Below are 22,519 nucleotides of genomic sequence, written 5' to 3'. Positions count from 1 at the left end.
CCTTTGGCCGGCACTGGCGGTTTTCCACAAAACCCCCAGTAAATCCGGCAATTTCGACCACCTTTGGATATACTGCCCATCTGATTCGTTTTGCCGAAAAAGGATGGCCAATGGCCGAAACCATCGATCCGCCCCGTGATGACGAGAAAGACGACGGCATAGTCGATTTGAGACGTGCGCTTGAAGAGCGCTATCTCTCCTATGCCATCTCGACCATCACTCAGCGCGCACTCCCCGATGCCCGGGATGGTCTCAAGCCCGTCCACCGCCGCATCCTGCACGCCATGCGGTTGCTTAAGCTCGATCCCGCGCAGGGTTACAAGAAATCGGCCCGTATCGTCGGTGACGTGATCGGTAAGTTCCACCCCCATGGCGATCAGTCCGTCTATGACGCTCTGGTGCGCATGGCGCAGGATTTCGCCGTGCGCTACCCGCTGGTCGACGGGCAGGGCAATTTCGGCTCCATCGACGGCGATAGCGCCGCAGCGATGCGTTATACCGAAAGCCGGATGACTGAAGTCGCCCAGCGCCTGCTCGAAGCGATCACCGAGGACGCCGTCGAATTCCGGCCCAATTACGACGGCGAGGACGAAGAACCCGTCGTTCTGCCGTCCAACTTCCCCAATCTGCTCGCCAACGGGTCGAGCGGCATCGCCGTGGGCATGGCGACCAACATTCCGCCCCACAACGTCGCCGAACTGTGCGACGCGTGCCTGCATATCCTCTCCAACCCCGAAGCCACGGCAAAGGACCTGATCCGGTTCGTCCCTGGTCCCGATTTCCCCACCGGGGGCATTCTTGTCGATGATCCGGCGGCGACCGAACAGGCCTACACCACAGGGCGCGGCGGTTTCCGCGTCCGCGCCAAATGGGAGGTCGAGGACAGCGGCCGCGGCACCTACAACATCGTCATCACCGAAATCCCCTATGGCGTGCAGAAATCCCGGCTTGTCGAAAAGATCGCCGAACTGCTGCTGGCGCGCCGCCTGCCGCTGCTCAAGGACGTGCGCGACGAGAGCGCCGAGGATATCCGCCTCGTCCTCGAACCGCGCGCCCGTACCGTCGATGCGGTGCTGCTCCTGGAATCGATGTTCAAGCTGACCGAGCTCGAAAGCCGGTTCTCGCTGAACATGAACGTTCTCGACAAGGGCCAGATCCCCCGCGTCATGAACCTGGCCGAAGTCCTCAAGGCCTGGCTCAATCACCGCAAGGACGTGCTGGTCCGCCGCTCGCGTTATCGGCTCGGCCAGATCGAACACCGCCTCGAAGTGCTCGGCGGCTATCTGGTGGCCTATCTCAACCTCGACGAGGTGATCCGCATCATCCGCGAGGAGGACGAGCCCAAGGCCATAATGATGGCCAAATGGGACCTGACCGAAATCCAGGCCGAGGCCATCCTCAATATGCGGTTGCGCAGCCTGCGCAAACTTGAGGAAATCGAGATCCGCACCGAGTTCGACAAGCTCAGCGAGGAAAAGACCCACATTGAAGCCATTCTGGGCTCCGAGAAAAAGCAGTGGGGTGTCATCACCACCGAAATCGGTGAGCTGAAAAAATCCTACGGCCCCGACACCAGGCTCGGCCGCCGCCGCACCCAGTTCGCCGCAGCGCCGGAAACCGATCTAGCCGACATCGAAACCGCGATGATCGAGCGCGAGCCGATCACCGTGATCCTGTCGCAAAAGGGTTGGATCCGCGCGCTCAAGGGCCACAACAACGACGCTTCGGCCCAGACCTTCAAGACCGATGACAGGCTCAAGCTGGCGCTGACCTGCGAGACGACCGACAAGCTGTTGATGCTCACCACCGGCGGCAAGGTCTATACGCTGGGCGCCGACAAGCTGCCCGGCGGACGCGGTCATGGCGAGCCGGTGCGCATCATGGTCGATATCGAGGAAGGCCAGGATATCGTCGATCTGTTCGTCTATAAGCCCGGCGCCAAGCGGCTGATCGCCTCCGATATCGGCAATGGCTTCGTGGTCGCCGAGGACGATCTGATCGCCAACACCCGCAAGGGCAAGCAGGTGCTCAACGTTTCCGGCAAGGGCGAAGCCAAGCTCTGCGTGCGTGCCGAAGGCGATACGGTTGCCGTCATCGGCCAGAACCGCAAGCTGCTGGTCTTCCCCGCCGCCCAGCTCCCCGAAATGAGCCGGGGCAAGGGCGTCCGGCTGCAGAAATACAGGGATGGCGGCATTTCCGACGCCAAGCTGTTCAATTCAGCCGACGGGCTGACCTGGACCGATTCCTCGGGCCGGAACTATTCGAAATCCATGGAAGAGTTGCTCGACTGGATCGGCGATCGCGCCCAGGCCGGCCGTCAGCCCCCGACTGGCTTCCCGCGCAACAACAGGTTCGTGGGGTAGGGGATTGCAGTTGTGCCTTACGGCACACCCCCGGCTGTCATCCCGGCCCTGCGCCGGGATCCAGTATACTCGGCACTTGCGGTTCTGTTTTCGGCGACACCCTTCGAACTCTGAGTGTACTGGGTCCCGGGTCTTCGCCCGGGATGACGGTGGTGCGTGTGGGGGGCGCTGGAGATGGAAACGCAGCACAAACGGCGGCCGAGGGTTTTTCCCTCTCTACAGCGCTCCCTCGTCCCCCACCGAAAAATCCACGATGATCGGCAGATGGTCGCTGCCGCTCGGCTCGCCGGTGCGCAGGTCATGGATGGCGATGGCGCCGCGCGTCATCACGTGGTCGATGGGCAGGATGGGGAACATGGCGCGCCAGTCGCGCAGATAATACCACAGGGTCGGGAAGGTCGGCAGGTTGAAGGTGTGCCGGGTCAGCCCTGCCGCGCCAACGAACCCGCGCAGCGCATAGGACCATGGCGTCGAGTTGAAATCTCCCACAAGGATCAAGGGCGGCTCGACAGTGGAAAGCGCCTCGCGCAGCGTTGTGAACTGCTCGGCCTGGCGCGTGACGGGCGCGGGCCAGTCATTATGAGTGGTGGCCACCGAAAACGCCGGCCCGGCCTCGGTCTGGAACCGCACGATGATCCGCGCCGTGCGGTCGGTGCTCATGATCGAGGACGAACACGCATCGGCATCGAGCGGCTCGAAGGGCAGCCTTGCATAAAGGCCCACAAAGGCCCGCTCACCCCCGGCGCAATACTGGAAGTGGGGGTAGAGCGCGGTCAACAGCGGGTGAACGGCGCTGCGCACGTCGGGGCTGTATTCCTGCAGCGCCACGATGTCGGGATCGACTGCGCTGATATTGGCAACGATCGATTCGGGCTCCTCATTGCGTCCGAAAACGTTGAAGGTCATCAGCCTGTAGTTCTGGCCGGTCTGCGGGGCCACCGCGCGGGGCAAAAAGCCCGCCACCAGCTCCGGAACGTAGATGACGCTCGATGCAACAAACCCGGTTGCCGCGATGGACAGCGCCAAGGCGCGGAGCAAGCGGAACCGCACGAAAACCGTGCTGGCGATCGCCAGCGCCAGAAGACCGAAAAACAGCACCGGCTGGATGTGATTGAACAGGTCCATGGCCGGGTAGACAAAGCCCAGAACGGCGACGATCGCCATGCCGGCCAGCACGCAGCAGACGAGCAGATAGCCTGCGGCGATCAGCGCGGCCAGTATCTTGCCTATGGAGCGCACCTACTCGGGTTCCGCGCCGGTCTCGGGGTCGAGATCCACCCAGCCGCGCGAGCCGCGCTGCACTTCGAGGGGCTGGAATGCTGCCTTGTAGGCCATTTTCGGGGAATCCTTGACCCAATATCCCAGATAGAGATAGCCGCCCGCCAGCCGGGCGCGGGCAATATGGTCGAGGATCATCATGGTGCCAAGCCCGCGCCGGGCCAGCGCGGGGTCGAAAAAGCTGTAAACCATCGAAAGCCCGTCGGGCAGGGGATCGGTCAGTGCCGTGGCCACAAGCTGGCCCGCCACCCCGTCCGGCCCATCCGCCGCGAGCCGGTATTCGACTAGCACCGATTGTACCGGGGTATCCTCGACCATGAACTCATAATCGAGATAGCTCATCTGGGTCATGCCGCCGCCGTCATGGCGCGAATCGAGATAGCGCTTGAACAATCCGTATTGCTCGGCCGAAACGATCGGCGCGACCACTTCGGCCACGATATCGGAATTGAGCTTGAGATTGCGCCGGTGTCGCGTCGCCGGCAGAAAATCGATGGCCCGCACGCGCACCGATTGGCAGGCGTCGCAATCAAGGCACGCAGGGCGATAGATCAGGTTCTGCGAACGCCGGAATCCATGGTCGGACAGCAGATGGTGCAATGCCGCGGCGCGCCGGCCAGACAAATGGGTGAAAAGCTTGCGTTCCTGCCTGCCGTCAAGATAGGGGCAGGGCGATGGGGCTGTCAGGAAGAACTGCGCACTTTCCGGCGTCTGATCCATGTGGGTACTCGCTTGGCCCGCAGGGTGTCCGCCGCCCTGATGACACGCGGCAAACCGAAAACTTTCAAGCCGTTCCGTCCGTTTGCTGAAACGCGAACAACTCCTAGAGCCGTTCGGGATTTGATTGAATCAAATCCTCGGCTCTAAACCTTTGTTTAGTCGCGTGTCCGAACCGCAAAACCGTTTCCATCCCCGATCGGGTCGAGGACATGCTTTTGCTGGACACGCTCTAGATGATAATAATCGCACAGAACCCGGTGTGCAACGCGACAAATCGCAAAGCCGCTGAAAGGGTTAGCCGGGCACGTTGCCTGAGCGTGCATAGGCCTGCCAGTGCCGTACCATGGGCGAGCGCCGGACCATCAGCGTACCCACGATCACATCGTGCAGCAACTGGCGGCGCGGGGTGAACAGCCCGATCAGGATGATGAACGGGGTTAAAAGGGAACACGAAATCCAGAACACAACGACATGGATCATGGCCATCCACCCGTCCAGCGTCGTCTCCCGCGTCGGGGTCAGCACGATATCGGTGGCCCGCATGCCCAGCGTAGCGCGCGCGGGCGAGCCCAGCGTCACGGCATAATAGGCAACGAAGGTAACCGGCACGATCACCGGGATCGACAGCCAGGTCAGCCCGAACGTGAAGAAGCCCAGAATGCCAGCGACAAGCGTGACCAGAAGAATCGCCGCACCCATGATCACGCAGTCGATCACAAAGGCCACGGCCCGCCGCGTCAAAATCCCATCGAACAGTTCCGGCGAACTGTTGGGGTTGGGAAGGTCGTCGCGCAACATGCGTCCCAGAAAATCGGTTGCCATTGGTCAATTCTCCTCAAGAGCGCTTCCAGGATAAGTGGGTACCGCTTATCCGGTTCGGAAGCGCGACAAACCAAGGACTTAGAGACATTTTTGCGATTCGAAGAAAAGCGAAAATGCTCTAACGCCCAACACATGTGGTGCGGTGGGCAAAATGGCAAGGGGCGCAACGGCGATATCGCGTGCGGCGACCTACTCGGCCGGCCGTGCCTTAAGGGGACGCAGTTCCGCAAGGGCCTGCCGGGTAACCGCCGCCGCGCCCTGAAGCGCCAGAATGCCCATGATCGAGGCCACCACAACGTCGGGCCAGCCCGTGCCGGTGCCGAACACGCCAAGCGCGGCCAGCAGCACGGCCAAATTGCTCAGTACGTCGTTGCGGGTGCAGATCCAGGCCGAGCGCATATTGCTGTCACCGTTCCGGAATTGCCACAGCAGCCAGAAACTGGCGACGTTTGCCGCAAGAGCGCTGATCCCGACGATCCCCATTGTATAGGCATGGGGCGTCGCGCCCGTCATGGCGTTCCAGCCCGCAACCCCCAGAACCCATATTCCGAACGCGCCCATGGTCAGCGCTTTGGCCAGCGACGCCCGCGCCCGGATGTGCAGCGCATGGCCAACGACGAAAAGGCTGATGCCGTAATTGGCCGCGTCGCCGAGAAAATCAACGGCGTCGGCCTGCAGCGATGCCGAGCGCGAGGCGATGCCCGCGCCGATTTCGACAACGAACATCACGGCATTGATTGCCAACACGGCCCACAGGACGCGACCATAAATCTTATCGGCCTGGGCTCTGGCTGCCTGATCTGCCTCGTTGTGGTTGCAGCACGATCCGCTCATTTGGACATACCCTTCAATTCAAATCGCCCCGATGCTAGAATCTCCAGCGACTAGAGGAGCAAGGGTGAAATGCAAGATTTCCCGATTGGCGAGGCGGCCCGGCGCAGCGGGGTCAAGGTCCCCACCATCCGCTATTACGAACAGATCGGCCTGCTGCCCGAGCCGGTCCGCACGGCGGGCAATCGGCGCCTTTATGACGAGGCGACGGTTCGGCGGCTCTTCTTTATCCTTCATGCCCGCGAGCTCGGTTTCGGGATGGAGGCGATCCGCACCATGCTGGCCTTGCAGGACGACCCGGGGCGATCGTGCGCCCGCGTCGACGAAATCGCCACCCATCGGATCGCCGAGATCGACCAACGGATCGCCAGTCTCACCGCGCTCAAGGCCGAACTCGCGACGATGCTCGACGAATGCAGGCATGGCAGGATCGGGCAGTGCCGCGTGATCGAGACGATTTCGAGCCCGTCAGCGGGCTAGGGTCAATCTGTAATGTGATCAATCGATCTCTGCCGTCACCCCGGCTCTGTGCCGGAGTCCAGCGCACTGGGCGCCTAGGGAGAAACCGCAACCCTGCCGGGTACTGGATCCCGGGTCGTCGCCCGGGATGACGTCGGTGGGAGGGCAGCCATGGGATCGAGGCTGCAAGAGAGGGCGGGGACCAAGACCCGAAAGCTGGCTAGCAACCCTGCCTGACAAACCCCTGACAGGGCGTATTGGCAGCGCTAGCCATTGATCTTGCGGGCCATATCCAGCGCGAAATAGGTGAGTATCCCCGAGCAGCCGGCGCGTTTGAAGGCCATCAGGCTTTCGACCATAGCGGCCTCGCGGTCCACAATGCCCGCCTGTGCCGCGTGGGCGATCATGGCGTATTCGCCGGACACCTGGTAGGCGAACACCGGAACGTCGAACCGGTCTTTGAGCATGCGGCAGATGTCGAGATAGGGCATGCCGGGCTTGACCATGATCCAGTCGGCGCCTTCGGCCAGATCCTGTTCGACCTCGCGGATGGCGTCTTCGGAATTGGCCGGGTCCATCTGGTAGGACAGCTTGGTGCCCTTGAGCCGCGCGCCCGACCCCACGGCGTCCCGGAACGGGCCGTAAAAGGCCGAGGCATATTTGGCGGCATAGGAAAGAACGATGGTCTTTTCAAATCCCGCGTCGTCCAGCGCCCTCCGGATCGCCCCGATGCGCCCATCCATCATGTCGGACGGCGCGATCACGTCCGCCCCCGATTGCGCCTGAACCAGCGCCTGCTTGACGAGGATGGAGACCGTTTCGTCGTTGAGGATTTCCTCGCCCGCCATCACCCCGTCATGGCCGTGGCTGGTATAGGGGTCGAGCGCAACGTCGGCCACCAGCCCGATATCGGGAACCGCATCCTTGATCGCCGAGAGCGTGCGGCACACAAGATTGTCGCGATTGGTCGCCTCCGCCCCGTCCTCGGTGCGCTTTGAGGGATCGGTATTGGGAAACAGCGCCATGGCCGGAATTCCCTCGGCCCGCGCCGCTTTGGCCGCCTCGACGGCCAGATCGATGCTCAACCGCTCGACGCCCGGCATGGTCTTGACCGGTTGGCGCTCATTTTGCCCTTCGATCACAAAGATCGGCCAGATCAGATCAGCGGGAGTCAGCACATTCTCGGCGATCAGGTTGCGGCTCCAGCCGGCCATGCGCGGCCTGCGCAGCCGCCGGCCACCGAGAAATTCCATGTCGTGCTTTTCCCAACTCATCTATCGGTCACTCCGCATAATATTGATGTGCTCAATATCAGGCCCCGGGCGCTGCGCAAAGGGACCGGACGACGCGGGGGTTGGCCAATAAGCCTTGTCCCCTTCGCCCAAATCACGTTAGCTCTGGCCGACCGGGGGATTGTTCCATGGACCTCAGAAACGAACCGCTCGGGCTCTTTGCCCGCATATTGGCCCTGCTCAGCCTGTTCATCGGGCTCGGCGATGCGGCGCGGCTGCTTGGCCTGGGTGCCGGGACGGCAAGTCCGATAGCGACCATCGGCACGATGGGCTTCGTTCTGCTTTCCGCGCTGACCCTGATGAGATTGTTCGCCGCGGTCGGCTTGTGGATACAGTCGTCCTGGGGTGCTGTGGTGCTCGCGGCCTCACTGGTCATCGAGATCGGCTTTTATCTGACGGGCAGCAATTGGGTTAGTTTGAGTTTGTGGAGTTTTATCTTCAAACTTGGGGTCATGCTGGCAACTTTTGGGCTCCTGGCCATCGCCCAGCTTTGGGCGCAAAGACAACTGGCCGATTAGGATTGGGGCGTTCCCTCTCCAGCGCTGGACAGTCCACCAAGGGGTCGCTCGGTCTCACGCCATCCGGGGCTTTGCCTGCGTAACGCGCCGTAAAGGTTACAGTTTTCGATACGGGTGTAAGAAACTGAAAACCAAAAAACCTCAAGTTTCTCCGTAAGATAACATTAAGCCTGTCTCTTAAACCGATCTTATCGGCAGCCCGCTAGATTGCCCTCACAGACGCGAAAAATCGCGCTAAAAAATTACAGTGAGGCAGAACCAATGGCTAACAATCTTTCCGCTGCAAAGGCTGATGAACCCAAGAGCTTAAAGCCGCTCTATCTCGAGGCCGTCTCCCGCGTCGAACGCCTGCACCGCCGGCTCCTCGATCTGGTCAAGGATGAGTTCGACCGCATGGGGTGGGACGACATCAACCCGGTTCAGGCTCTCTTGATGTTCAATATCGGCGACAGCGAATTGACGGCCGGCGAACTTCGCACCCGCGGCTATTATCTGGGCTCGAACGTCTCCTACAATCTCAAGAAACTGGTCGATACCGGCTACATCTTCCAGGAGCGTTCCAAGACCGATCGCCGCTCGGTGCGCATCCGCCTCACCCCCAAGGGCGAGGAGGTTGCCGAAGTGATCGACGAACTCTATGACCGCCACCTCAACTCGATCGAAAAGGTCGGTGGACTGGGCGAATCGGACTTTTCGGGCCTCAACACCGCCCTTTCGCGTCTTGAGCGTTTCTGGGTCGATCAGATCCTCTACAAGCTCTGACACCCCGCTATTGTGGCATTGCCGCCACACTGACATGGCAAACGCCGGCTCAAGGGCCGGCGTTTCTCATTTGCGCCGCAAACTCTTTCTAGCTGGCAAAGTGTCGATATATGACGCTCTCCGGAATTTCCGGTGGATCAGGTTGGCCAATTGCAAAGTGGCCAAAGTCCGGTGAGCGGCGTTGTGGTCTTGTTCGTCATAGGGCAAAAGACCGCTCGGCTCCCTGGCTCTCTCGATAGGTGAACTTACGCGATGCGCGACTTAAAAGGAAAACTCAATCGGCGTTCGGTCGTGACGGGCCTGTCCGCCCTTGCGGCGACGGCGGCTTTTCCGATGCCCGCTCTGTCTCAATCACTGTTCAGCAGCCTGACAGGCGGCCGCAAGGTGGTGACTCAGGAAGAGCTGGAGCTCAATTCCTCGACGGCCATGAACGCCATCGGCGGCACCGATCCGATCGTTTCGGTCGACACCGAATACAATCTTCAGCGGGTTGCCGAATATTACGAGCGCCTCAACGCCATCGGCGGCTGGCCCGACGTGCCCGAATCGATCTTCCGGCTTGGGCTTGGCTCGGATCGCGCCCCGGTGCGCGACCTGCGGACCTATCTCGCCCATACCGGCGACCTGCCGCGCGACACGCCATTATCGGATCAGTTTGACGCCCAACTGGATGGCGCGGTTCGCGGCTTTCAGGCGCGGCACGGCCTGCAGATCAATGGCATGGTCGACGAATACACCTATTGGGCGATGAAGGTTCCGGCCTCGACCCGCCTCAACCAGATCAAGCTCAACATCGAGCGCGTTCGCGGGCTGGAGGGCAGGCTCGAAGACCGCTACGTCAACGTCAATATTCCGGCCGCCGCCATTGAAGCCACCGAAGGCGGGCAGGTTGCGCGCCGGCATACGGCCGTCGTGGGCAAGATCGACCGTCAGACCCCGATCCTGCGCAGCCGCATTCACCAGATCAATTTCAACCCGTACTGGACGGTGCCGGTCTCGATCATCCGCCGCGACATTATCGGGCTGGTGAACGACAACCCCAACTATCTCAACGAATATTCGATCCGCATCTTCGACGGCAGCGGCAACGAGGTGCCCCAAAGCGCCATCGACTGGTCGACCGAAGAGGCCGTGAACTACACGTTCCGGCAGGATCCGGGCGCGCAGAATTCGATGGGCCACGTCAAGATCAACTTCTACAACCCACATGCGGTCTATCTGCACGATACGCCTCAGCAGGGCTTGTTCTCGGAAAACGCGCGGTTCCATTCGTCCGGTTGCGTTCGCGTCGCCAATGTCGCCGAGTTCGTGGCTTGGGTGCTGCGTGACTCCGGGTACGACATCATCGACGTCAACGCCAACTTCGCCTCGGGCGAGCGCATCGACGCCGACGTATCCAATCCCGTTCCGATTTTCATGACCTATTTTACAGCTTGGGCCAACCGGAACGGCGTCGTAAGCTTCCGCGACGACGTTTACGAATACGATGCTCAGGGCAAGATTGATTTCCCGGAAATTAGTGCCTGACACTGCAAGTTCGGAGATTTTGACATGGGGGCGGGCCGCGAGGTTCTTTTCGAATTCCGTCAGGCCGGCCCCCAGATTCGCGTTGCCGCCATCGATGTCGAGACGGGCATCGAGGTCATAGCGATAGCGCCGACCACGGCCACCGAGGCGCAGATGAAGAACCTCGCGCTTGCCAAGCTGCGCCGCCGGATCGAAAGAGAAGCCCCGCAGGGGCGCTAAACCCACTTGAACGCCCGATCTGTGCTTGGAATCGCAAGAGCCTCCGTGCTATGCGGATCGCGCTTGCTTGCCACCAGCATCTTTCCGCAACAGGTCGAGGGCCCGCCCATGAGCGCCACCGCAACAGCACCGCTTTTTCCCGACTTCTTCACCCGCACCATTGCCGATCATGATCCGGTGGTTGCCAAGGCGATTGCCGACGAACTCGGCCGCCAGCAGCACGAGATCGAACTGATCGCTTCGGAAAACATCGTCTCCAGGGCGGTGCTCGAAGCTCAGGGCTCGGTGATGACCAATAAATATGCGGAAGGTTATCCGGGGCGGCGCTATTACGGCGGTTGCCAGTTTGTCGATGTGGTCGAACAACTCGCCATCGACCGGGCAAAAGAACTGTTCGGGTGCGAATTTGCCAATGTGCAGCCCAATTCGGGCTCGCAGGCCAATCAGGGTGTCTATCAGGCGCTGCTGCAACCCGGCGATACCATTTTAGGCATGAGCCTCGACGCTGGCGGCCATCTGACCCATGGCGCCAAGCCCAACCAGTCGGGCAAGTGGTTCAACGCCATCCAGTATGGTGTGCGCCAGCAGGACGGGCGCGTGGACATGGACCAGGTTCGCCAGCTTGCCCATGAACATCAGCCCAAAATGATCGTGGCGGGCTTTTCGGCCTATTCGCGCATTCTCGACTGGGCGGCGTTCCGCGCCATCGCCGACGAGGTGGGCGCCTATCTGTTCGTCGACATGGCCCATGTGGCAGGGCTTGTGGCGGCGGGTGTTTATCCCAATCCGTTCCCGCATGCCCATGTGGCGACCACAACAACCCACAAGACGCTTCGCGGGCCGCGCGGCGGGCTGATCCTCACCAATGACGAGGCGATCGCCAAGAAGGTCAATTCGGCTATCTTCCCCGGTATTCAGGGCGGGCCGCTCATGCACGTCATTGCTGGAAAGGCCGTGGCCTTCGGCGAGGCTCTGACGCCCGAATTCAAGGCGTATGCCCGCCAGGTCGTGGATAACGCCCAGGCACTGGCCGAAACGCTGGTCAAGGGTGGGCTGGAAATCGCCACGGGCGGCACCGACAACCATCTGATGCTTGTCGATCTGCGGCCCAAATCGGTGACCGGCAAGGCGACCGAAGCCGCGCTCGAGCGCGCCAACATCACCTGCAACAAGAACGCTGTGCCGTTCGACCCCGAAAAGCCCGCGATCACTTCGGGTATTCGCGTCGGGACCCCGGCGGCGACCTCGCGGGGCTTTGGCGTCGAGGAGTTCCGGTTGGTCGGTGAGTTCATGGTCGAAGTGGTCGACGGACTGGCGGCCAATGGCGAAGAAAACAACGGCGCCGTCGAAGCCCAGGTCAAGGAAAAGGTCCTTGAGCTGACGGCCAGATTCCCCATTTACGGATAAGCCCATGCGCTGCCCCTATTGCGGGAACGACGATACGCAGGTCAAGGATTCCCGGCCCACCGAGGATTCCAACGCCATCCGCCGCCGCCGCGTCTGTAACGGCTGCGGCGGCCGGTTCACCACATTCGAGCGCGTGCAATTGCGCGATCTGGTCGTGGTCAAGAAGTCGGGCCGCAGGGTGCCATTCGACCGCGAAAAGCTGGCGCGGTCGGTCAACACGGCGTTGCGCAAGCGTCAGGTCGACCCAGAGGTCGCCGAGCGCATGATTTCGGGTGTGGTGCGGCAGCTTGAAAGCGTGGGCGAAGTAGAAGTGACATCCGATCAGATCGGCGAATACGTCATGGAAGGGCTCAAGGGCCTGGATGATGTCGCCTTCGTGCGCTTTGCGTCGGTCTACAAGAACTTCTCAAGCGCCGATGATTTCCAGTCCTTTCTGACCGAAATGGGCGGTGACGATCCCGAGGAACGAGGATGACCCAACTCGCGCCAGCCGATCTGCGCTGGCTCGAGGCCGCCGCCCGTATCGCCATGCCATATCGCGGCACAACGGCGGAAAATCCCACAGTCGGTGCCATTGTGGTTTGTCCTGACGGGAGGGTGATGGGGCGTGGCGTCACGGCTGTGGGCGGGCGGCCTCATGCCGAGCCTCAAGCTCTGGCGATGGCCGGGCAAGAGGCGAAGGGGGCGACGCTCTATGTGACGCTCGAACCCTGCACTCACTGGGGCCGGACCCCGCCCTGCGTCGATGCCGCTATCGCTTCGGGTGTATCCCGGGTCGTCTGCGGTGCATCCGACCCCGACCCGCGTACCGCCGGCCAGAGCATATCGAAGATGCGCGCCGCCGGGATCGAGGTTGCTGTCGGTGAAAATTTGCAGGTCGTTGAACGGCTGCACGAGGGATTTTTCTCGCGCGTTCGGCGCGGACGACCATTTGTCACTGCCAAGCTGGCGGTGTCACGCGATGGCATGATCGGGCGCACCGGCCAAGGAAATGTAGCGATCACAGGCGAAGACGCGCGGCGCTGGACGCATATGCAAAGGGCGTTGTCCGACGCGGTGATGGTCGGCGCCGCAACCGCCCGGCTGGACGATCCAAGACTGAACGTCCGGCTTGCCGGGCTCGAGGTCAGAGCGCCCCTTAGAGTTGTCGTTGCGGGCCGGACCGAACTGCCGGTGGGCCCGAATCTGTTCGCGACGAGTTTGCGAGAACAGACTGCAATCATTGCAGAAAACACCTGCCTTGATTCATTTTCTCAGCATGCTGGTGTCACCGGCGTTGTCGGGCAGGGCGGACGTCCCGATCTGGGTTCGGCGCTTGCCGCATTGGCCGGCAGAGGCATTGGCCGCGTGCTTGTCGAGGGCGGGGCAGGGCTCAACGATGCCCTGCTCGACGCGGGGCTGATCGATCGGTTTCATCTGCTCCAAGGCGATGTCGAAGTCGGCGCGCGCGGAGTCCCCGCCACTGTTCACTCATCCTTGCCGGAGCGTTTGGCCGAGCTGGGGTTCAGCGCGGTTGAAAGCCGGGCGCTGGGGTGCGATATGCTGACCACATTCGAGAAAGTCTGATCCCCATGTTCACCGGCATCATCACCGACATCGGCGTGCTGTTAGCGGTCGAGGACCGCAATGACGGGCGCAAGCTGCGCATCGGCACGCGCTACGAGCCGCAGGCCATCGATCTGGGCGCCTCGATCATGTGCGAAGGCATCTGCCTCACGGTGACCGACAAGGGCAGCGACGCCGGACAGAACTGGTTTGACGTGTTCGCGGCCCGCGAAACGCTCGACGTGACCCGCGTGGGACAATGGGCCGAGGGCCGGCGCGTAAATCTCGAACGCTCACTCAAGGTTGGTGACGAGCTCGGCGGACACATCGTGTCGGGCCATGTCGATGGCCTCGCCACCATCGTGGAGCGCAAGGATATCGGCGAGCAGATCACCTTTACCTTCGAAGCGCCGGATCATTTGTCCCATTTCATCGCCAAAAAGGGCGGTGTGGCACTGAACGGCACCTCCCTGACCGTCAATTGGGTGGACGGAAACCGTTTTTCGGTCCATCTGATCCCACACACCCTTTCCGCGACAAACTGGCCCGACTATGGCGAGGGCGACGCGGTAAATCTTGAAGTTGACCTGATGGCGCGCTATGCCGCGCGCCTCATGGAGAGATCTCAATAGTTTGGCGTGGCGCCTGCAACCGCATGGCGCGATGCATTTTGAACCCGACAGGATCAAACAATGGCCAGTTCTGGCGACATTTTCGCGATTGCGCCCGGCTCGGCCGAAGGCCAGCACTACCTCATCGTTGAGGCCCGCTTTTACACCGAACTCGCCGATGCATTGCTCGAAGGCGCAACGACCGCCTTTGACAAGGCCGGAGCCACCTACGAGGTGGTTACCGTTCCCGGTGCGCTGGAGATACCCGCGGCGATTGCCATGGCCTCCGAACTCAAGGGCGATCAATATGATGGCTATGTCGCGCTCGGCTGCGTCATCCGGGGCGAGACCACCCATTACGAGATCGTCTCGGGCGAAAGCGCGCGGGCGCTGATGGATCTCTCTGTCGCCGACGGCATCGCGCTTGGCAATGGCATCCTGACCGTGGAGAACGAGGCGCAGGCCTGGGCACGCGCAAAGATTTCCGAGCAGGACAAGGGCGGAGGGGCGGCAATTGCCGCCATGACCATGGCCGCGCTGCGCGCCCTGTTGACCGAGGACTGAGCGTCATGACTGAACCCAACGAGATCAAACCGGCCAATCAGCGCGGTTCGGCCCGCCTCGCGGCAGTGCAGGCCCTCTATCAGATGGATGTGGGCGAGCAGACGCTTGAAGAGACGCTGAGCCAGTTCGAGAGCTTCCGGCTGGGCCGCGAACTGGAGGGCGACGAATACCTGCCCGCCGACGCCGACTATTTCCGCCATATCGTGCGCGGCGTGGTCACCAACCAGGTCAAGCTCGACCCGGTCATCAACAGTGCGCTGCAAGGCGGCTGGCCCATGACACGTATCGACGCCACGCTGCGCGCCCTGCTGCGCGCCGGAGTGTTCGAATTGACCATGCGCAAGGATATCCCCTTCAAGGTGGTGATCCGCGAATATGTTGATGTCGCCAATGCCTTTTACGAGGACGAAGTGCCCGGCATGGTCAATGGCGTGCTCGACGCCGTGGCGCGAAAATATTCGGAAGGGTATGCTGGCGGGGAGAAACCCAACGGCTGAGTCCTGAAAGCATCGCCATGGCCAGTATGCGCAACATCTTCCTTCTTTCCGGCGCGCAGGCCATAGCGGGGTCATCGCAAGGCATGGTGATGGCGGTCGGGGCGCTGGCCGGCGCTTATCTCGCCTTCGATCCGGCCTTTGCAACCTTGCCGACAACTGCGATGATTCTCGGCGTGGCCCTGATGGCCGGCCCGGCCGCCATCGCGCTTCACCGGTTGGGCCGCACCCGCGGCTTCCTGCTCGGGGCCGCGATTGCCGGATGTGGCGGCCTTTTGGCCGCTTTGGGCATTTACCTCCACAGCTTCCTGTTCTTTTCGGCCTCGATGCTGCTGATCGGCGCGGCTGGGGCCTTTGGCCAGCAATACCGGTTTGCGGCGGCCGACAGCGTGCCGGAAAGCGCCAAGGCGCGTGCGGTGTCCTGGGTGCTGTTCGGCGGCGTGCTCGCCGGCTTTCTGGGCCCGCGTCTGGCCTCGATGACCTCCGAAGCAATACCGGACGCGCTCTATGCCGGTTCGTTCATTGCGCTGGCGGGCCTGTCGCTCGTCTCCATGCTCCTGCTCAGCTTTACCCGCCTGCCCAGAGGCGAAGCCAAACGGCCCGTATCCGAACAGGGGCGGCCGTTAAACCAGATGATCCGCATGCCGGCGGTCTTCGTGCCGGTGCTGACGGGGATGGCGAGCTTTTCGCTAATGACCTTCGTGATGGTCGCCGCGCCGCTCGCCATGGTCCATATCGGTGGGCACGCCCCCGCAGAGGCGGCGAACGCCATTCAGTGGCACATCGTGGCTATGTTCGCGCCGAGCTTTATCACTGGCGAAATCATCAGGCGGATCGGCACCCACCTGACGGCAGCCATCGGCATGCTCCTGATTATCGGCAGCGTGAGCACGGCGCTAATCGGCACCACCACGCTCCATTTCGATATCGGCCTAGTGCTGCTTGGTGTGGGCTGGAATTTCGGTTTTATCGGCTCGACGGTGATGCTGACCAAGAGCTATCGGCCCGAGGAGGGCGCCAGGGTTCAGGCGCTCAACGAGCAATTGGTGTTCGGCTCGAACGCGATAGGCTCGATCGGAGCGGGACTGGCGCTGAACTTTTTTGGCTGGGAGGCCGTCAACATGATCGCGCTGCCGATCGCCGTGGCGACCATCCTGCTTTTGGGCTGGGACGATCTGCGCACCCGCCGCATCGGACGGCAGGCGCTGGCCTCAGATTGAGGCCAGCAGCGATTCCACGAAATTGCGGTCCTCGCCGAACGATCCGGTGCGCCGCTGTTCGATGGCAAAGGCCCGCCCGTCCTGCAGCGAATAGATCGCCCGGTCGGTGACGCGCCCGTCGGCGCCGAAATAGACGGCCAGCACCGTACGTTCCTGAATGCTGGTCAGGCCGAACGCTGTCTGGGTCACTTTCGTTTCGACATAGTACCACGCCGTTTCGCCACCGAAGGTGCTTGTGGTTTGCGGTGATCCGAGAACGACGCGAACAAAATCCTGGCTCGAGCCCGGCCGGACCTGGGCGATGGCATCATCGGGCAGCACGTAGCCCTGGGTGCGTTGGGAAACCAGGCCCGATCCCGAGCAGGCCGACAGGGTCAGGCCAAGGGCAATTGCCGCGGCAATAGGGGACAGGCGGACAAGGGCGGGACGCAGGGTCATGGAATTGACTTTCCTCAGCTCTCTCGACTATAGCCTCGCGACAAAGCGCCAGGGATTTTGGTGTTGTTTAGCCGTCCGGGCCCGACTCTGGCAAGCCGCCAATCGAATTACGCTTGCGTCCGGCCAGCTTTTCTCGTTGTGAGACCTCAAGAAAATGATCCTCTCCTTATTTCGCAAGCCTAAGCTCTCCGAGCCCGTTTATGCCGTCTATAATGCCATTGTGGCGCAATCCCGGCGCGAGATTTTCTATGCGGAGTGGGGTGTTGCAGATACGATGACCGGGCGTTTCGACATGATTTCGCTTCACGCCGCTCTGGTTTTCCGGCGGTTGCGGTCGAGCGAAAAGCACAGCAAGGATTTTTCCCAGAGCGTATTCGACTGCTTTTTTCATGACATGGACCGCTCACTGCGCGAAATGGGGGTAGGCGACCTTTCAGTTGGCAAGCGGATCGAAAAGATGGGGGGCCTTTTTTACGGCATGCTTTCCAATATCTCCTCGATTCTGGATGCCGGTGACCGGGGGCGGCTCATCGATTTCGTTTCGAGAAACTTCCATGCCGGCGCAACCCATCCGATGGCCGAGCGGTTTGCCGACTATATTGTGAAGTGCGACAAGACGCTCAACGCCCAGCCTGTCGAGAAGATCATGGCCGGCAGCGTAAGTTTCGGAGAGCCCGTATGACCCAAAGACCTGACGAATTCGATCTCGATGCTAAAATTCGGGTCGACAAGATTCCGGCAGCGGGCCGGGTCGTTTCCATCCAGACCGACCCGGAACAGCGGGCGGTGTTGGCCGATCGTCTCAAAGTGAGCGAGGTCACCGCATTTTCCGCGCAAGTAACGGCGACACGGTTTCGCGGCGGCATCCAGGCCAAGGGCCATGTCGAGGGCGCCGTGGTGCAGCCCTGCGTGGTGAGTGGCGATCCGGTGATCCAGACGATCAGCGAGCCGATCGATCGGGTTTTTCTGCCCGGCCGCGACGAGGCGAGCGAAGCCACTGCCGGCGCCGAAGTTTTTGTGAATCTCGAGGACGACGATCTCCCCGATTATTTCGAGGGCGACGAAATCGACCTGGCCGATCTCGTCCTTGAAGTTTTTGCGCTCGCCATCGACCTTTATCCCCGCAAGCCCGGTGCTGAACTGACCGAGGATCAGACCGGCGACGATCCGGCCGAACTCTCGCCGTTCGCTGCTCTCAAGTCGCTCAAGAAGGATTGACGGGCTTGCATGGGAGGCTCCATTGACTATGGTGAGCGCCGATTTTCGGGAACGTTTCAAGGCAGGCAATGACTGAAACCATAACGATCTCCGTCGACGCAATGGGCGGGGACAATGCGCCGCGCGCACCCTTGCACGGCGCCAAACTGCTGCTTCGCGAACATCCCGACGCCAGGTTCATTTTTCACGGACGGCAAGAGGTCCTGGCCCCGCTGCTCGAAGAATTTTCCGAACTCAAGCCCGTGTCGGAGGTCCGGCACAGCGAGAATGTCATCACCATGGATGACAAGCCCAGCCAGGCGCTGCGCAAGGGCAGGGGCACCTCCTCAATGTGGGCGACCATCCAGTCGGTTAAGGACGGTGAGGCCGATGTGGCGATCTCGGGCGGCAACACCGGCGCGCTGATGGCAATGGCGACCTTCTGCCTGCGCACCATGGAAGGCATTTCCCGCCCGGCGATTTCCGCGATCTGGCCGACGCTTCGGTCCGACATCGTCGTGCTCGACGTTGGTGCCACGATCGGGGCGGATGCCCAGCAGCTCGTCGATTTTTCGATTCTCGGTTCGGCTCTCGCGCGGGCCCTGTTCGACATCGAAAGCCCCACGATCGGGCTTTTGAACGTCGGCGTCGAGGAAGCCAAGGGCAATGAATGGGTCAAGGACGCGGGTAAGATCCTGGCCGAAACCTCGGGCGCCGGCTTTACCTACAAGGGCTTTGTCGAGGGCGACGATCTGGGCAAGGGCACCGTCGATGTCGTGGTCACCGAAGGGTTCACCGGCAATATCGCGCTCAAGACCGCCGAAGGCACGGCCCGGCAGGTCGGCACGTATCTTCGCAACGCCATGACGTCGTCACTGATGAGCAAGATCGGGGCCCTGTTCGCCCGCGGGGCGCTGAACGCAATCAGCTCCAAGATGGACCCGCGCACCGTGAACGGTGGCGTTTTCCTCGGCCTCAATGGTGTCGTTATCAAGAGCCATGGTAGTACCGACGAGATCGGCTATAAAAGCGCCCTCAGCGTCGCCTACGAGATGGCCCGCAACGATCTCCTCGCAAAGATCGGGGAGGGCATGAAACGCTTCCCCGCGCTGGCCCTGCCGGCAGAACCGTCCAATCTGGAGGCACCTTCCGCGTGACCAAAATCCAATCTGTTGTGCGTGGCGTTGGCGGATATCTGCCTGAACGCGTTATGTCCAATGACGATCTGGCCAAAATCGTCGATACGTCGGACGAATGGATCGTCCAGCGCACCGGTATCCGGCAGCGCCACATCGCCGCGGAAGGCGAATACACCTCCGATCTCGCCCTTGTTGCTGCGCAGCGCGCGCTCGAAAATGCCGGGATGGACGCCAGCGAGATCGACCTTATCGTCGTGGGAACGACCACGCCCGATCGTACCTTTCCGGCGACGGCTGCCATCCTCCAGCAGAAGCTCGGCATCACCAAAGGCTCGGCCTTTGACGTGCAGGCGGTATGTTCCGGATTCGTGTTCGGCGTAGCGACGGCGGACAGCTATCTCAAGACAGGCATGGCAAGGCGGGCGCTGGTGATCGGCGCCGAGACGGCCTCGCGCATCCTCGATTGGAACGACCGAACCACATGCGTGCTGTTCGGCGACGGAGCAGGGGCCATAATCCTCGAAGCGCAGGACGTGCCCGACGATGCTCCCGAGAACGGCATCCTGGTGTCGAGCCTTCGCACAGATGGCAGCCATTGGGACAAGCTCTATGTCGATGGCGGCGTTTCCACCACCCAGTCGATCGGCCATCTGCGCATGGAAGGTCGCGAAGTGTTCAAGCATGCAGTGGGCATGATTTCCGACGTTGTCGAAGAGGTGCTGGCCAAGACCGGCAAGACAACCGAAGATCTCGACTGGTTCGTTCCCCATCAGGCCAACAAGCGCATCATCGATGGCGCCGGCCGGAAGCTGGGCATTCCCGAGGCCAAGACCATCGTGACCGTGGACAAGCACGCCAACACCTCGGCGGCCTCTGTTCCGCTGGCGCTGTGGGTGGCCAACGAGGACGGGCGAATCAAGAAGGGCGATCTCGTGATGATCGAAGCGATGGGCGGTGGCTTCACCTGGGGGGCTGCCCTCATTCGTTGGTAGGCGTTGACCCAGCTTTATTTTGGGCGTTAAGTGGTTGAAATCTTGGGGGCTGTTGCGGGTCTCAATGAGATTGAGGGGAACACCATGTCGGGAAAAACCGTGACTCGTGCCGATCTGGCCGAGTCAGTCTATCAATCCGTCGGCCTGTCGCGCACCGAATCGGCGGAGCTTGTGGAGCGCGTTCTTCAGATCGTCAGCGACGCTCTGGCATCTGGCGACAACGTGAAATTGTCGTCCTTCGGGTCGTTTCAGGTGCGCTCCAAAAACGAGCGAATCGGCCGGAATCCCAAGACCGGTGAGGAAGTTCCGATCCTGCCCAGGCAGGTTCTTGTGTTCAAACCATCCAATGTCTTGAAATCCAAGATCAACAAATCTATGGTTCGATCTGGAAAATAACAACTTTTACCGGGGCACTTGCGTTGGACAAATCGCCAGACGCCTTCCGGACGATATCCGAAGCGGCAGACGAACTCGACCTACCTCAGCATGTCCTGCGTTTCTGGGAAACGCGGTTCACGCAGATCAAGCCGCTCAAGCGGGGCGGCGGGCGACGCTATTACCGTCCCGATGACGTTCAGCTTCTCAAGGGTATCCGGCACCTCCTCTACGATCAGGGCTTCACCATCAAGGGCGTCCAGCGCATCCTCAAGGAGCAGGGCGCCAAACATGTGGTGGCCATTGGTGAAACCGGGTCTATCCGTCCCATAGCGCCCCAGCCCCATGTCGAAGCTGCCGAAACCGTCGACGCCGTGGAGTTCGTGGAAATCGAGGCCGGCCAAGCTCTGGCGGCGCCCGCGAGCTATGGAGAACGAAATGTTCCGGTGCCGGCAGGGCTTTCTGGCGAGCAGCGCGAAACGCTCGCCTCTGCTCTCGAGACGCTCGAGCAGTGCCGTATCCTGCTGGAAAAAGCGCGCGGCTAGCGCCGTCCAGGATTTAATTGTCAAATCCTCGGCTCTAAACCTTTGTTTTGTTGCGTGTCCGGACCGCAAAGCCGTTTCTGTCCCCGATCGGGTCGAGGACATGCTTTTGCTGAACACGCCCTAAACGCCCCTGCGACAACTTAACCTGATTGCAACAATCAACTATATTGACGCGAACTTTCCGGCTGGCTAGAAACCTGATGCTTGCAGTCAAATTTGGCTGCACATCCGACCTTCAGCCAACGATTGGATTGTGATCGTGATTTCTTCTAACCATTTCCGGACCGCCACCGCGGCCCTTGCCCTTGCGGCCTCGCTCGCCCTCACCGCTGGAGCGTCCGCACAGGACGTCACAGTCACCCACCCGCAGGGTGAAACCGCGATTTCGGGGGTTCCCGAGAAAGTTTTCGTCATCGACTGGGCCGCTTATGACAACCTCACAGCGCTTGGCGTTGAGGTGTCCGGTACTCCGGGCTCGAACGTGCCGGGCTACCTGGCCGACTCCGTGAGCGAAAACCTGTTCAATGTCGGCTCCCTCTTCGAACCCGACTTTGAAGGCATTGCCGCCGAGCAGCCTGATCTGGTGATCGTGGCTTCCCGTTCAGCGTCCACATACCCAACACTGTCGGAAATCGCGCCGACTATCGACATGTCGATCAACAACACCGATCTGGTCGCCGGCGTTGAAGCCAATATCGTGCAACTCGGCGAAATCTTCGGCATTCAGGATCGCGCGGCTGAGCTGGTCGCAGAGCTCGATGCCAAGGTCCAAGAGGCCACGGCTGCCGCCGCAGGGCAGGGCACCGGCCTTGTTCTTGTGACCAATGCCGGCAACCTCGGCGTTTATGGTCCCGATTCCCGCGTGGCCTGGATATACAACGAACTCGCCATTCCCTCCGTCATGGATGATGTGGAAGACGGAGATCATGGCGGCGATGGTGTCTCGTTCGAGTTCCTGCTCGAAGCCAATCCCGACTGGCTGTTTGTGGTCGACCGCGACGCGGGTATCGGCAATGAAGGCGCCGCTGCGGCGCTGCTCGACAACGAACTCATGCACCAGACCACGGCCTGGCAGAATGACCAGATCATCTATCTCGATCCCCAGGCCGCCTATATCACCATGCACGGCTACACTGGCCTGATGACCATGCTCGATCAGGTTATCGAAGGCTACAACGCCGCCCAATAGGCTCGGTTCATC

Annotated in this window: 26 protein-coding genes; 20 read left to right on the top strand and 6 right to left on the bottom strand. The window is 61.3% G+C overall.

What is annotated here, in order from left to right:
* Positions 1-110: 110 nt before the first annotated feature.
* Positions 111-2,363 carry a DNA topoisomerase IV subunit A gene (gene parC / locus ACP148_RS09075; RefSeq protein WP_421950593.1) on the top strand — a complete coding sequence of 751 codons (2,253 nt, stop codon included), beginning with the start codon at positions 111-113 and terminating at the stop codon, positions 2,361-2,363.
* 216 nt (positions 2,364-2,579) lie between these two features.
* Here parC and ACP148_RS09070 read toward each other — a convergent pair whose 3' ends face one another.
* The 4 genes from ACP148_RS09070 to ACP148_RS09055 all read right to left on the bottom strand — a co-directional run bounded on the left by ACP148_RS09070 (position 2,580) and on the right by ACP148_RS09055 (position 6,017).
* Positions 2,580-3,602: an endonuclease/exonuclease/phosphatase family protein gene (locus ACP148_RS09070; protein WP_421950592.1), complete on the bottom strand. Its 1,023-nt coding sequence runs from the start codon at positions 3,600-3,602 to the stop codon at positions 2,580-2,582.
* Positions 3,603-4,361: an arginyltransferase gene (locus ACP148_RS09065; protein WP_421950591.1), complete on the bottom strand. Its 759-nt coding sequence runs from the start codon at positions 4,359-4,361 to the stop codon at positions 3,603-3,605.
* A 294-nt stretch (positions 4,362-4,655) separates the two neighbouring features.
* On the bottom strand, positions 4,656-5,183 hold the full coding sequence (locus ACP148_RS09060) for an RDD family protein (RefSeq protein ID WP_421950590.1): 528 nt from the start codon (positions 5,181-5,183) through the stop codon (positions 4,656-4,658).
* Positions 5,184-5,372: 189 nt separating this feature from the next.
* Positions 5,373-6,017 (bottom strand): cation transporter, encoded by a 645-nt coding sequence (locus ACP148_RS09055; RefSeq protein WP_421950589.1) that lies wholly within the window; start codon positions 6,015-6,017, stop codon positions 5,373-5,375.
* Between the two features lie 69 nt (positions 6,018-6,086).
* Between ACP148_RS09055 and ACP148_RS09050 the strand changes: the two genes are divergently transcribed.
* Positions 6,087-6,494 (top strand): MerR family transcriptional regulator, encoded by a 408-nt coding sequence (locus ACP148_RS09050; protein WP_421950588.1) that lies wholly within the window; start codon positions 6,087-6,089, stop codon positions 6,492-6,494.
* 245 nt (positions 6,495-6,739) lie between these two features.
* On the opposite strand, the gene hemB is transcribed toward ACP148_RS09050, so the two are convergent.
* Positions 6,740-7,747: a porphobilinogen synthase gene (gene hemB, locus ACP148_RS09045; RefSeq protein WP_421950587.1), complete on the bottom strand. Its 1,008-nt coding sequence runs from the start codon at positions 7,745-7,747 to the stop codon at positions 6,740-6,742.
* 146 nt (positions 7,748-7,893) lie between these two features.
* On the opposite strand from hemB, the gene ACP148_RS09040 reads away from it, so the two are divergent.
* The 11 genes from ACP148_RS09040 (at position 7,894) to ACP148_RS08990 (ending at position 16,632) form a co-directional block, all read left to right on the top strand.
* Positions 7,894-8,283 (top strand): hypothetical protein, encoded by a 390-nt coding sequence (locus ACP148_RS09040; RefSeq protein ID WP_421950586.1) that lies wholly within the window; start codon positions 7,894-7,896, stop codon positions 8,281-8,283.
* Positions 8,284-8,544: 261 nt separating this feature from the next.
* Complete coding sequence (ldtR, locus tag ACP148_RS09035; RefSeq protein WP_264224444.1) at positions 8,545-9,045, top strand: transcriptional regulator LdtR; 501 nt, start codon at positions 8,545-8,547, stop codon at positions 9,043-9,045.
* A gap of 252 nt (positions 9,046-9,297) precedes the next feature.
* Positions 9,298-10,572: a L,D-transpeptidase family protein gene (locus ACP148_RS09030; RefSeq protein WP_421950585.1), complete on the top strand. Its 1,275-nt coding sequence runs from the start codon at positions 9,298-9,300 to the stop codon at positions 10,570-10,572.
* A gap of 24 nt (positions 10,573-10,596) precedes the next feature.
* The gene (locus tag ACP148_RS09025; protein ID WP_421950584.1) at positions 10,597-10,791 is read left to right on the top strand and encodes a DUF6898 family protein; all 195 of its coding nucleotides are present in this window, start codon (positions 10,597-10,599) and stop codon (positions 10,789-10,791) included.
* 108 nt (positions 10,792-10,899) lie between these two features.
* Positions 10,900-12,198: a serine hydroxymethyltransferase gene (gene glyA, locus ACP148_RS09020; protein ID WP_421950583.1), complete on the top strand. Its 1,299-nt coding sequence runs from the start codon at positions 10,900-10,902 to the stop codon at positions 12,196-12,198.
* Between the two features lie 4 nt (positions 12,199-12,202).
* Entirely contained in the window at positions 12,203-12,673 is a 471-nt protein-coding gene (nrdR, locus tag ACP148_RS09015; RefSeq protein WP_421950582.1) for a transcriptional regulator NrdR, read from the top strand.
* Complete coding sequence (ribD, locus tag ACP148_RS09010; RefSeq protein ID WP_421950581.1) at positions 12,670-13,764, top strand: bifunctional diaminohydroxyphosphoribosylaminopyrimidine deaminase/5-amino-6-(5-phosphoribosylamino)uracil reductase RibD; 1,095 nt, start codon at positions 12,670-12,672, stop codon at positions 13,762-13,764. The genes nrdR and ribD overlap by 4 nt, the downstream gene beginning before the upstream one ends.
* A 5-nt stretch (positions 13,765-13,769) precedes the next feature.
* The gene (locus tag ACP148_RS09005; protein ID WP_421950580.1) at positions 13,770-14,375 is read left to right on the top strand and encodes a riboflavin synthase; all 606 of its coding nucleotides are present in this window, start codon (positions 13,770-13,772) and stop codon (positions 14,373-14,375) included.
* A 60-nt stretch (positions 14,376-14,435) separates the two neighbouring features.
* Entirely contained in the window at positions 14,436-14,918 is a 483-nt protein-coding gene (locus ACP148_RS09000) for a 6,7-dimethyl-8-ribityllumazine synthase (protein WP_421950579.1), read from the top strand.
* A 5-nt stretch (positions 14,919-14,923) separates the two neighbouring features.
* Positions 14,924-15,415 carry a transcription antitermination factor NusB gene (nusB, locus tag ACP148_RS08995; protein ID WP_421950578.1) on the top strand — a complete coding sequence of 164 codons (492 nt, stop codon included), beginning with the start codon at positions 14,924-14,926 and terminating at the stop codon, positions 15,413-15,415.
* 17 nt (positions 15,416-15,432) lie between these two features.
* Positions 15,433-16,632: an MFS transporter gene (locus ACP148_RS08990; protein ID WP_421950577.1), complete on the top strand. Its 1,200-nt coding sequence runs from the start codon at positions 15,433-15,435 to the stop codon at positions 16,630-16,632.
* Here ACP148_RS08990 and ACP148_RS08985 read toward each other — a convergent pair.
* Positions 16,624-17,070, bottom strand: coding sequence for an outer membrane protein assembly factor BamE (locus ACP148_RS08985; RefSeq protein ID WP_421950576.1), 447 nt, complete (start codon positions 17,068-17,070; stop codon positions 16,624-16,626). The genes ACP148_RS08990 and ACP148_RS08985 overlap by 9 nt on opposite strands.
* 154 nt (positions 17,071-17,224) lie before the next feature.
* Between ACP148_RS08985 and ACP148_RS08980 the strand changes: the two genes are divergently transcribed.
* From ACP148_RS08980 to ACP148_RS08950, 7 genes are all read left to right on the top strand, one after another.
* Positions 17,225-17,752, top strand: coding sequence for a ubiquinol-cytochrome C chaperone family protein (locus ACP148_RS08980; RefSeq protein ID WP_421950575.1), 528 nt, complete (start codon positions 17,225-17,227; stop codon positions 17,750-17,752).
* The gene (locus ACP148_RS08975; RefSeq protein ID WP_421950574.1) at positions 17,749-18,288 is read left to right on the top strand and encodes a YceD family protein; all 540 of its coding nucleotides are present in this window, start codon (positions 17,749-17,751) and stop codon (positions 18,286-18,288) included. The genes ACP148_RS08980 and ACP148_RS08975 overlap by 4 nt, the downstream gene beginning before the upstream one ends.
* Before the next feature lie 68 nt (positions 18,289-18,356).
* Positions 18,357-19,424: a phosphate acyltransferase PlsX gene (plsX, locus tag ACP148_RS08970; RefSeq protein WP_421950573.1), complete on the top strand. Its 1,068-nt coding sequence runs from the start codon at positions 18,357-18,359 to the stop codon at positions 19,422-19,424.
* Positions 19,421-20,398, top strand: coding sequence for a beta-ketoacyl-ACP synthase III (locus tag ACP148_RS08965; RefSeq protein ID WP_421950572.1), 978 nt, complete (start codon positions 19,421-19,423; stop codon positions 20,396-20,398). Before plsX ends, ACP148_RS08965 begins: the two co-directional genes overlap by 4 nt.
* 84 nt (positions 20,399-20,482) lie before the next feature.
* Positions 20,483-20,794 carry an integration host factor subunit alpha gene (locus tag ACP148_RS08960; protein WP_014130317.1) on the top strand — a complete coding sequence of 104 codons (312 nt, stop codon included), beginning with the start codon at positions 20,483-20,485 and terminating at the stop codon, positions 20,792-20,794.
* 23 nt (positions 20,795-20,817) lie between these two features.
* Positions 20,818-21,318 (top strand): MerR family transcriptional regulator, encoded by a 501-nt coding sequence (locus tag ACP148_RS08955; RefSeq protein ID WP_421950571.1) that lies wholly within the window; start codon positions 20,818-20,820, stop codon positions 21,316-21,318.
* A gap of 259 nt (positions 21,319-21,577) precedes the next feature.
* Entirely contained in the window at positions 21,578-22,507 is a 930-nt protein-coding gene (locus ACP148_RS08950) for a siderophore ABC transporter substrate-binding protein (RefSeq protein ID WP_421950570.1), read from the top strand.
* Positions 22,508-22,519: the final 12 nt, after the last annotated feature.

This window comes from Pelagibacterium sp. (assembly GCF_965249125.1).
GTDB lineage: Bacteria > Pseudomonadota > Alphaproteobacteria > Rhizobiales > Devosiaceae > Pelagibacterium.
Note: the sequence above shows the minus strand (reverse complement) of the source record. Positions and strands in the feature narration are given on the sequence as shown.

Coding starts and splice junctions, on each gene's coding strand:
- parC (WP_421950593.1), top strand. CDS start 111: ATGGCCGAAACCATCGATCCGCCCCGTGATGACGAGAAAGACGACGGC.
- ACP148_RS09065 (WP_421950591.1), bottom strand. CDS start 4,361: ATGGATCAGACGCCGGAAAGTGCGCAGTTCTTCCTGACAGCCCCATCG.
- ACP148_RS09060 (WP_421950590.1), bottom strand. CDS start 5,183: ATGGCAACCGATTTTCTGGGACGCATGTTGCGCGACGACCTTCCCAAC.
- ACP148_RS09055 (WP_421950589.1), bottom strand. CDS start 6,017: ATGAGCGGATCGTGCTGCAACCACAACGAGGCAGATCAGGCAGCCAGA.
- ACP148_RS09050 (WP_421950588.1), top strand. CDS start 6,087: ATGCAAGATTTCCCGATTGGCGAGGCGGCCCGGCGCAGCGGGGTCAAG.
- hemB (WP_421950587.1), bottom strand. CDS start 7,747: ATGAGTTGGGAAAAGCACGACATGGAATTTCTCGGTGGCCGGCGGCTG.
- ACP148_RS09040 (WP_421950586.1), top strand. CDS start 7,894: ATGGACCTCAGAAACGAACCGCTCGGGCTCTTTGCCCGCATATTGGCC.
- ldtR (WP_264224444.1), top strand. CDS start 8,545: ATGGCTAACAATCTTTCCGCTGCAAAGGCTGATGAACCCAAGAGCTTA.
- ACP148_RS09030 (WP_421950585.1), top strand. CDS start 9,298: ATGCGCGACTTAAAAGGAAAACTCAATCGGCGTTCGGTCGTGACGGGC.
- ACP148_RS09025 (WP_421950584.1), top strand. CDS start 10,597: ATGGGGGCGGGCCGCGAGGTTCTTTTCGAATTCCGTCAGGCCGGCCCC.
- glyA (WP_421950583.1), top strand. CDS start 10,900: ATGAGCGCCACCGCAACAGCACCGCTTTTTCCCGACTTCTTCACCCGC.
- nrdR (WP_421950582.1), top strand. CDS start 12,203: ATGCGCTGCCCCTATTGCGGGAACGACGATACGCAGGTCAAGGATTCC.
- ribD (WP_421950581.1), top strand. CDS start 12,670: ATGACCCAACTCGCGCCAGCCGATCTGCGCTGGCTCGAGGCCGCCGCC.
- ACP148_RS09005 (WP_421950580.1), top strand. CDS start 13,770: ATGTTCACCGGCATCATCACCGACATCGGCGTGCTGTTAGCGGTCGAG.
- ACP148_RS09000 (WP_421950579.1), top strand. CDS start 14,436: ATGGCCAGTTCTGGCGACATTTTCGCGATTGCGCCCGGCTCGGCCGAA.
- nusB (WP_421950578.1), top strand. CDS start 14,924: ATGACTGAACCCAACGAGATCAAACCGGCCAATCAGCGCGGTTCGGCC.
- ACP148_RS08990 (WP_421950577.1), top strand. CDS start 15,433: ATGGCCAGTATGCGCAACATCTTCCTTCTTTCCGGCGCGCAGGCCATA.
- ACP148_RS08985 (WP_421950576.1), bottom strand. CDS start 17,070: ATGACCCTGCGTCCCGCCCTTGTCCGCCTGTCCCCTATTGCCGCGGCA.
- ACP148_RS08980 (WP_421950575.1), top strand. CDS start 17,225: ATGATCCTCTCCTTATTTCGCAAGCCTAAGCTCTCCGAGCCCGTTTAT.
- ACP148_RS08975 (WP_421950574.1), top strand. CDS start 17,749: ATGACCCAAAGACCTGACGAATTCGATCTCGATGCTAAAATTCGGGTC.
- plsX (WP_421950573.1), top strand. CDS start 18,357: ATGACTGAAACCATAACGATCTCCGTCGACGCAATGGGCGGGGACAAT.
- ACP148_RS08960 (WP_014130317.1), top strand. CDS start 20,483: ATGTCGGGAAAAACCGTGACTCGTGCCGATCTGGCCGAGTCAGTCTAT.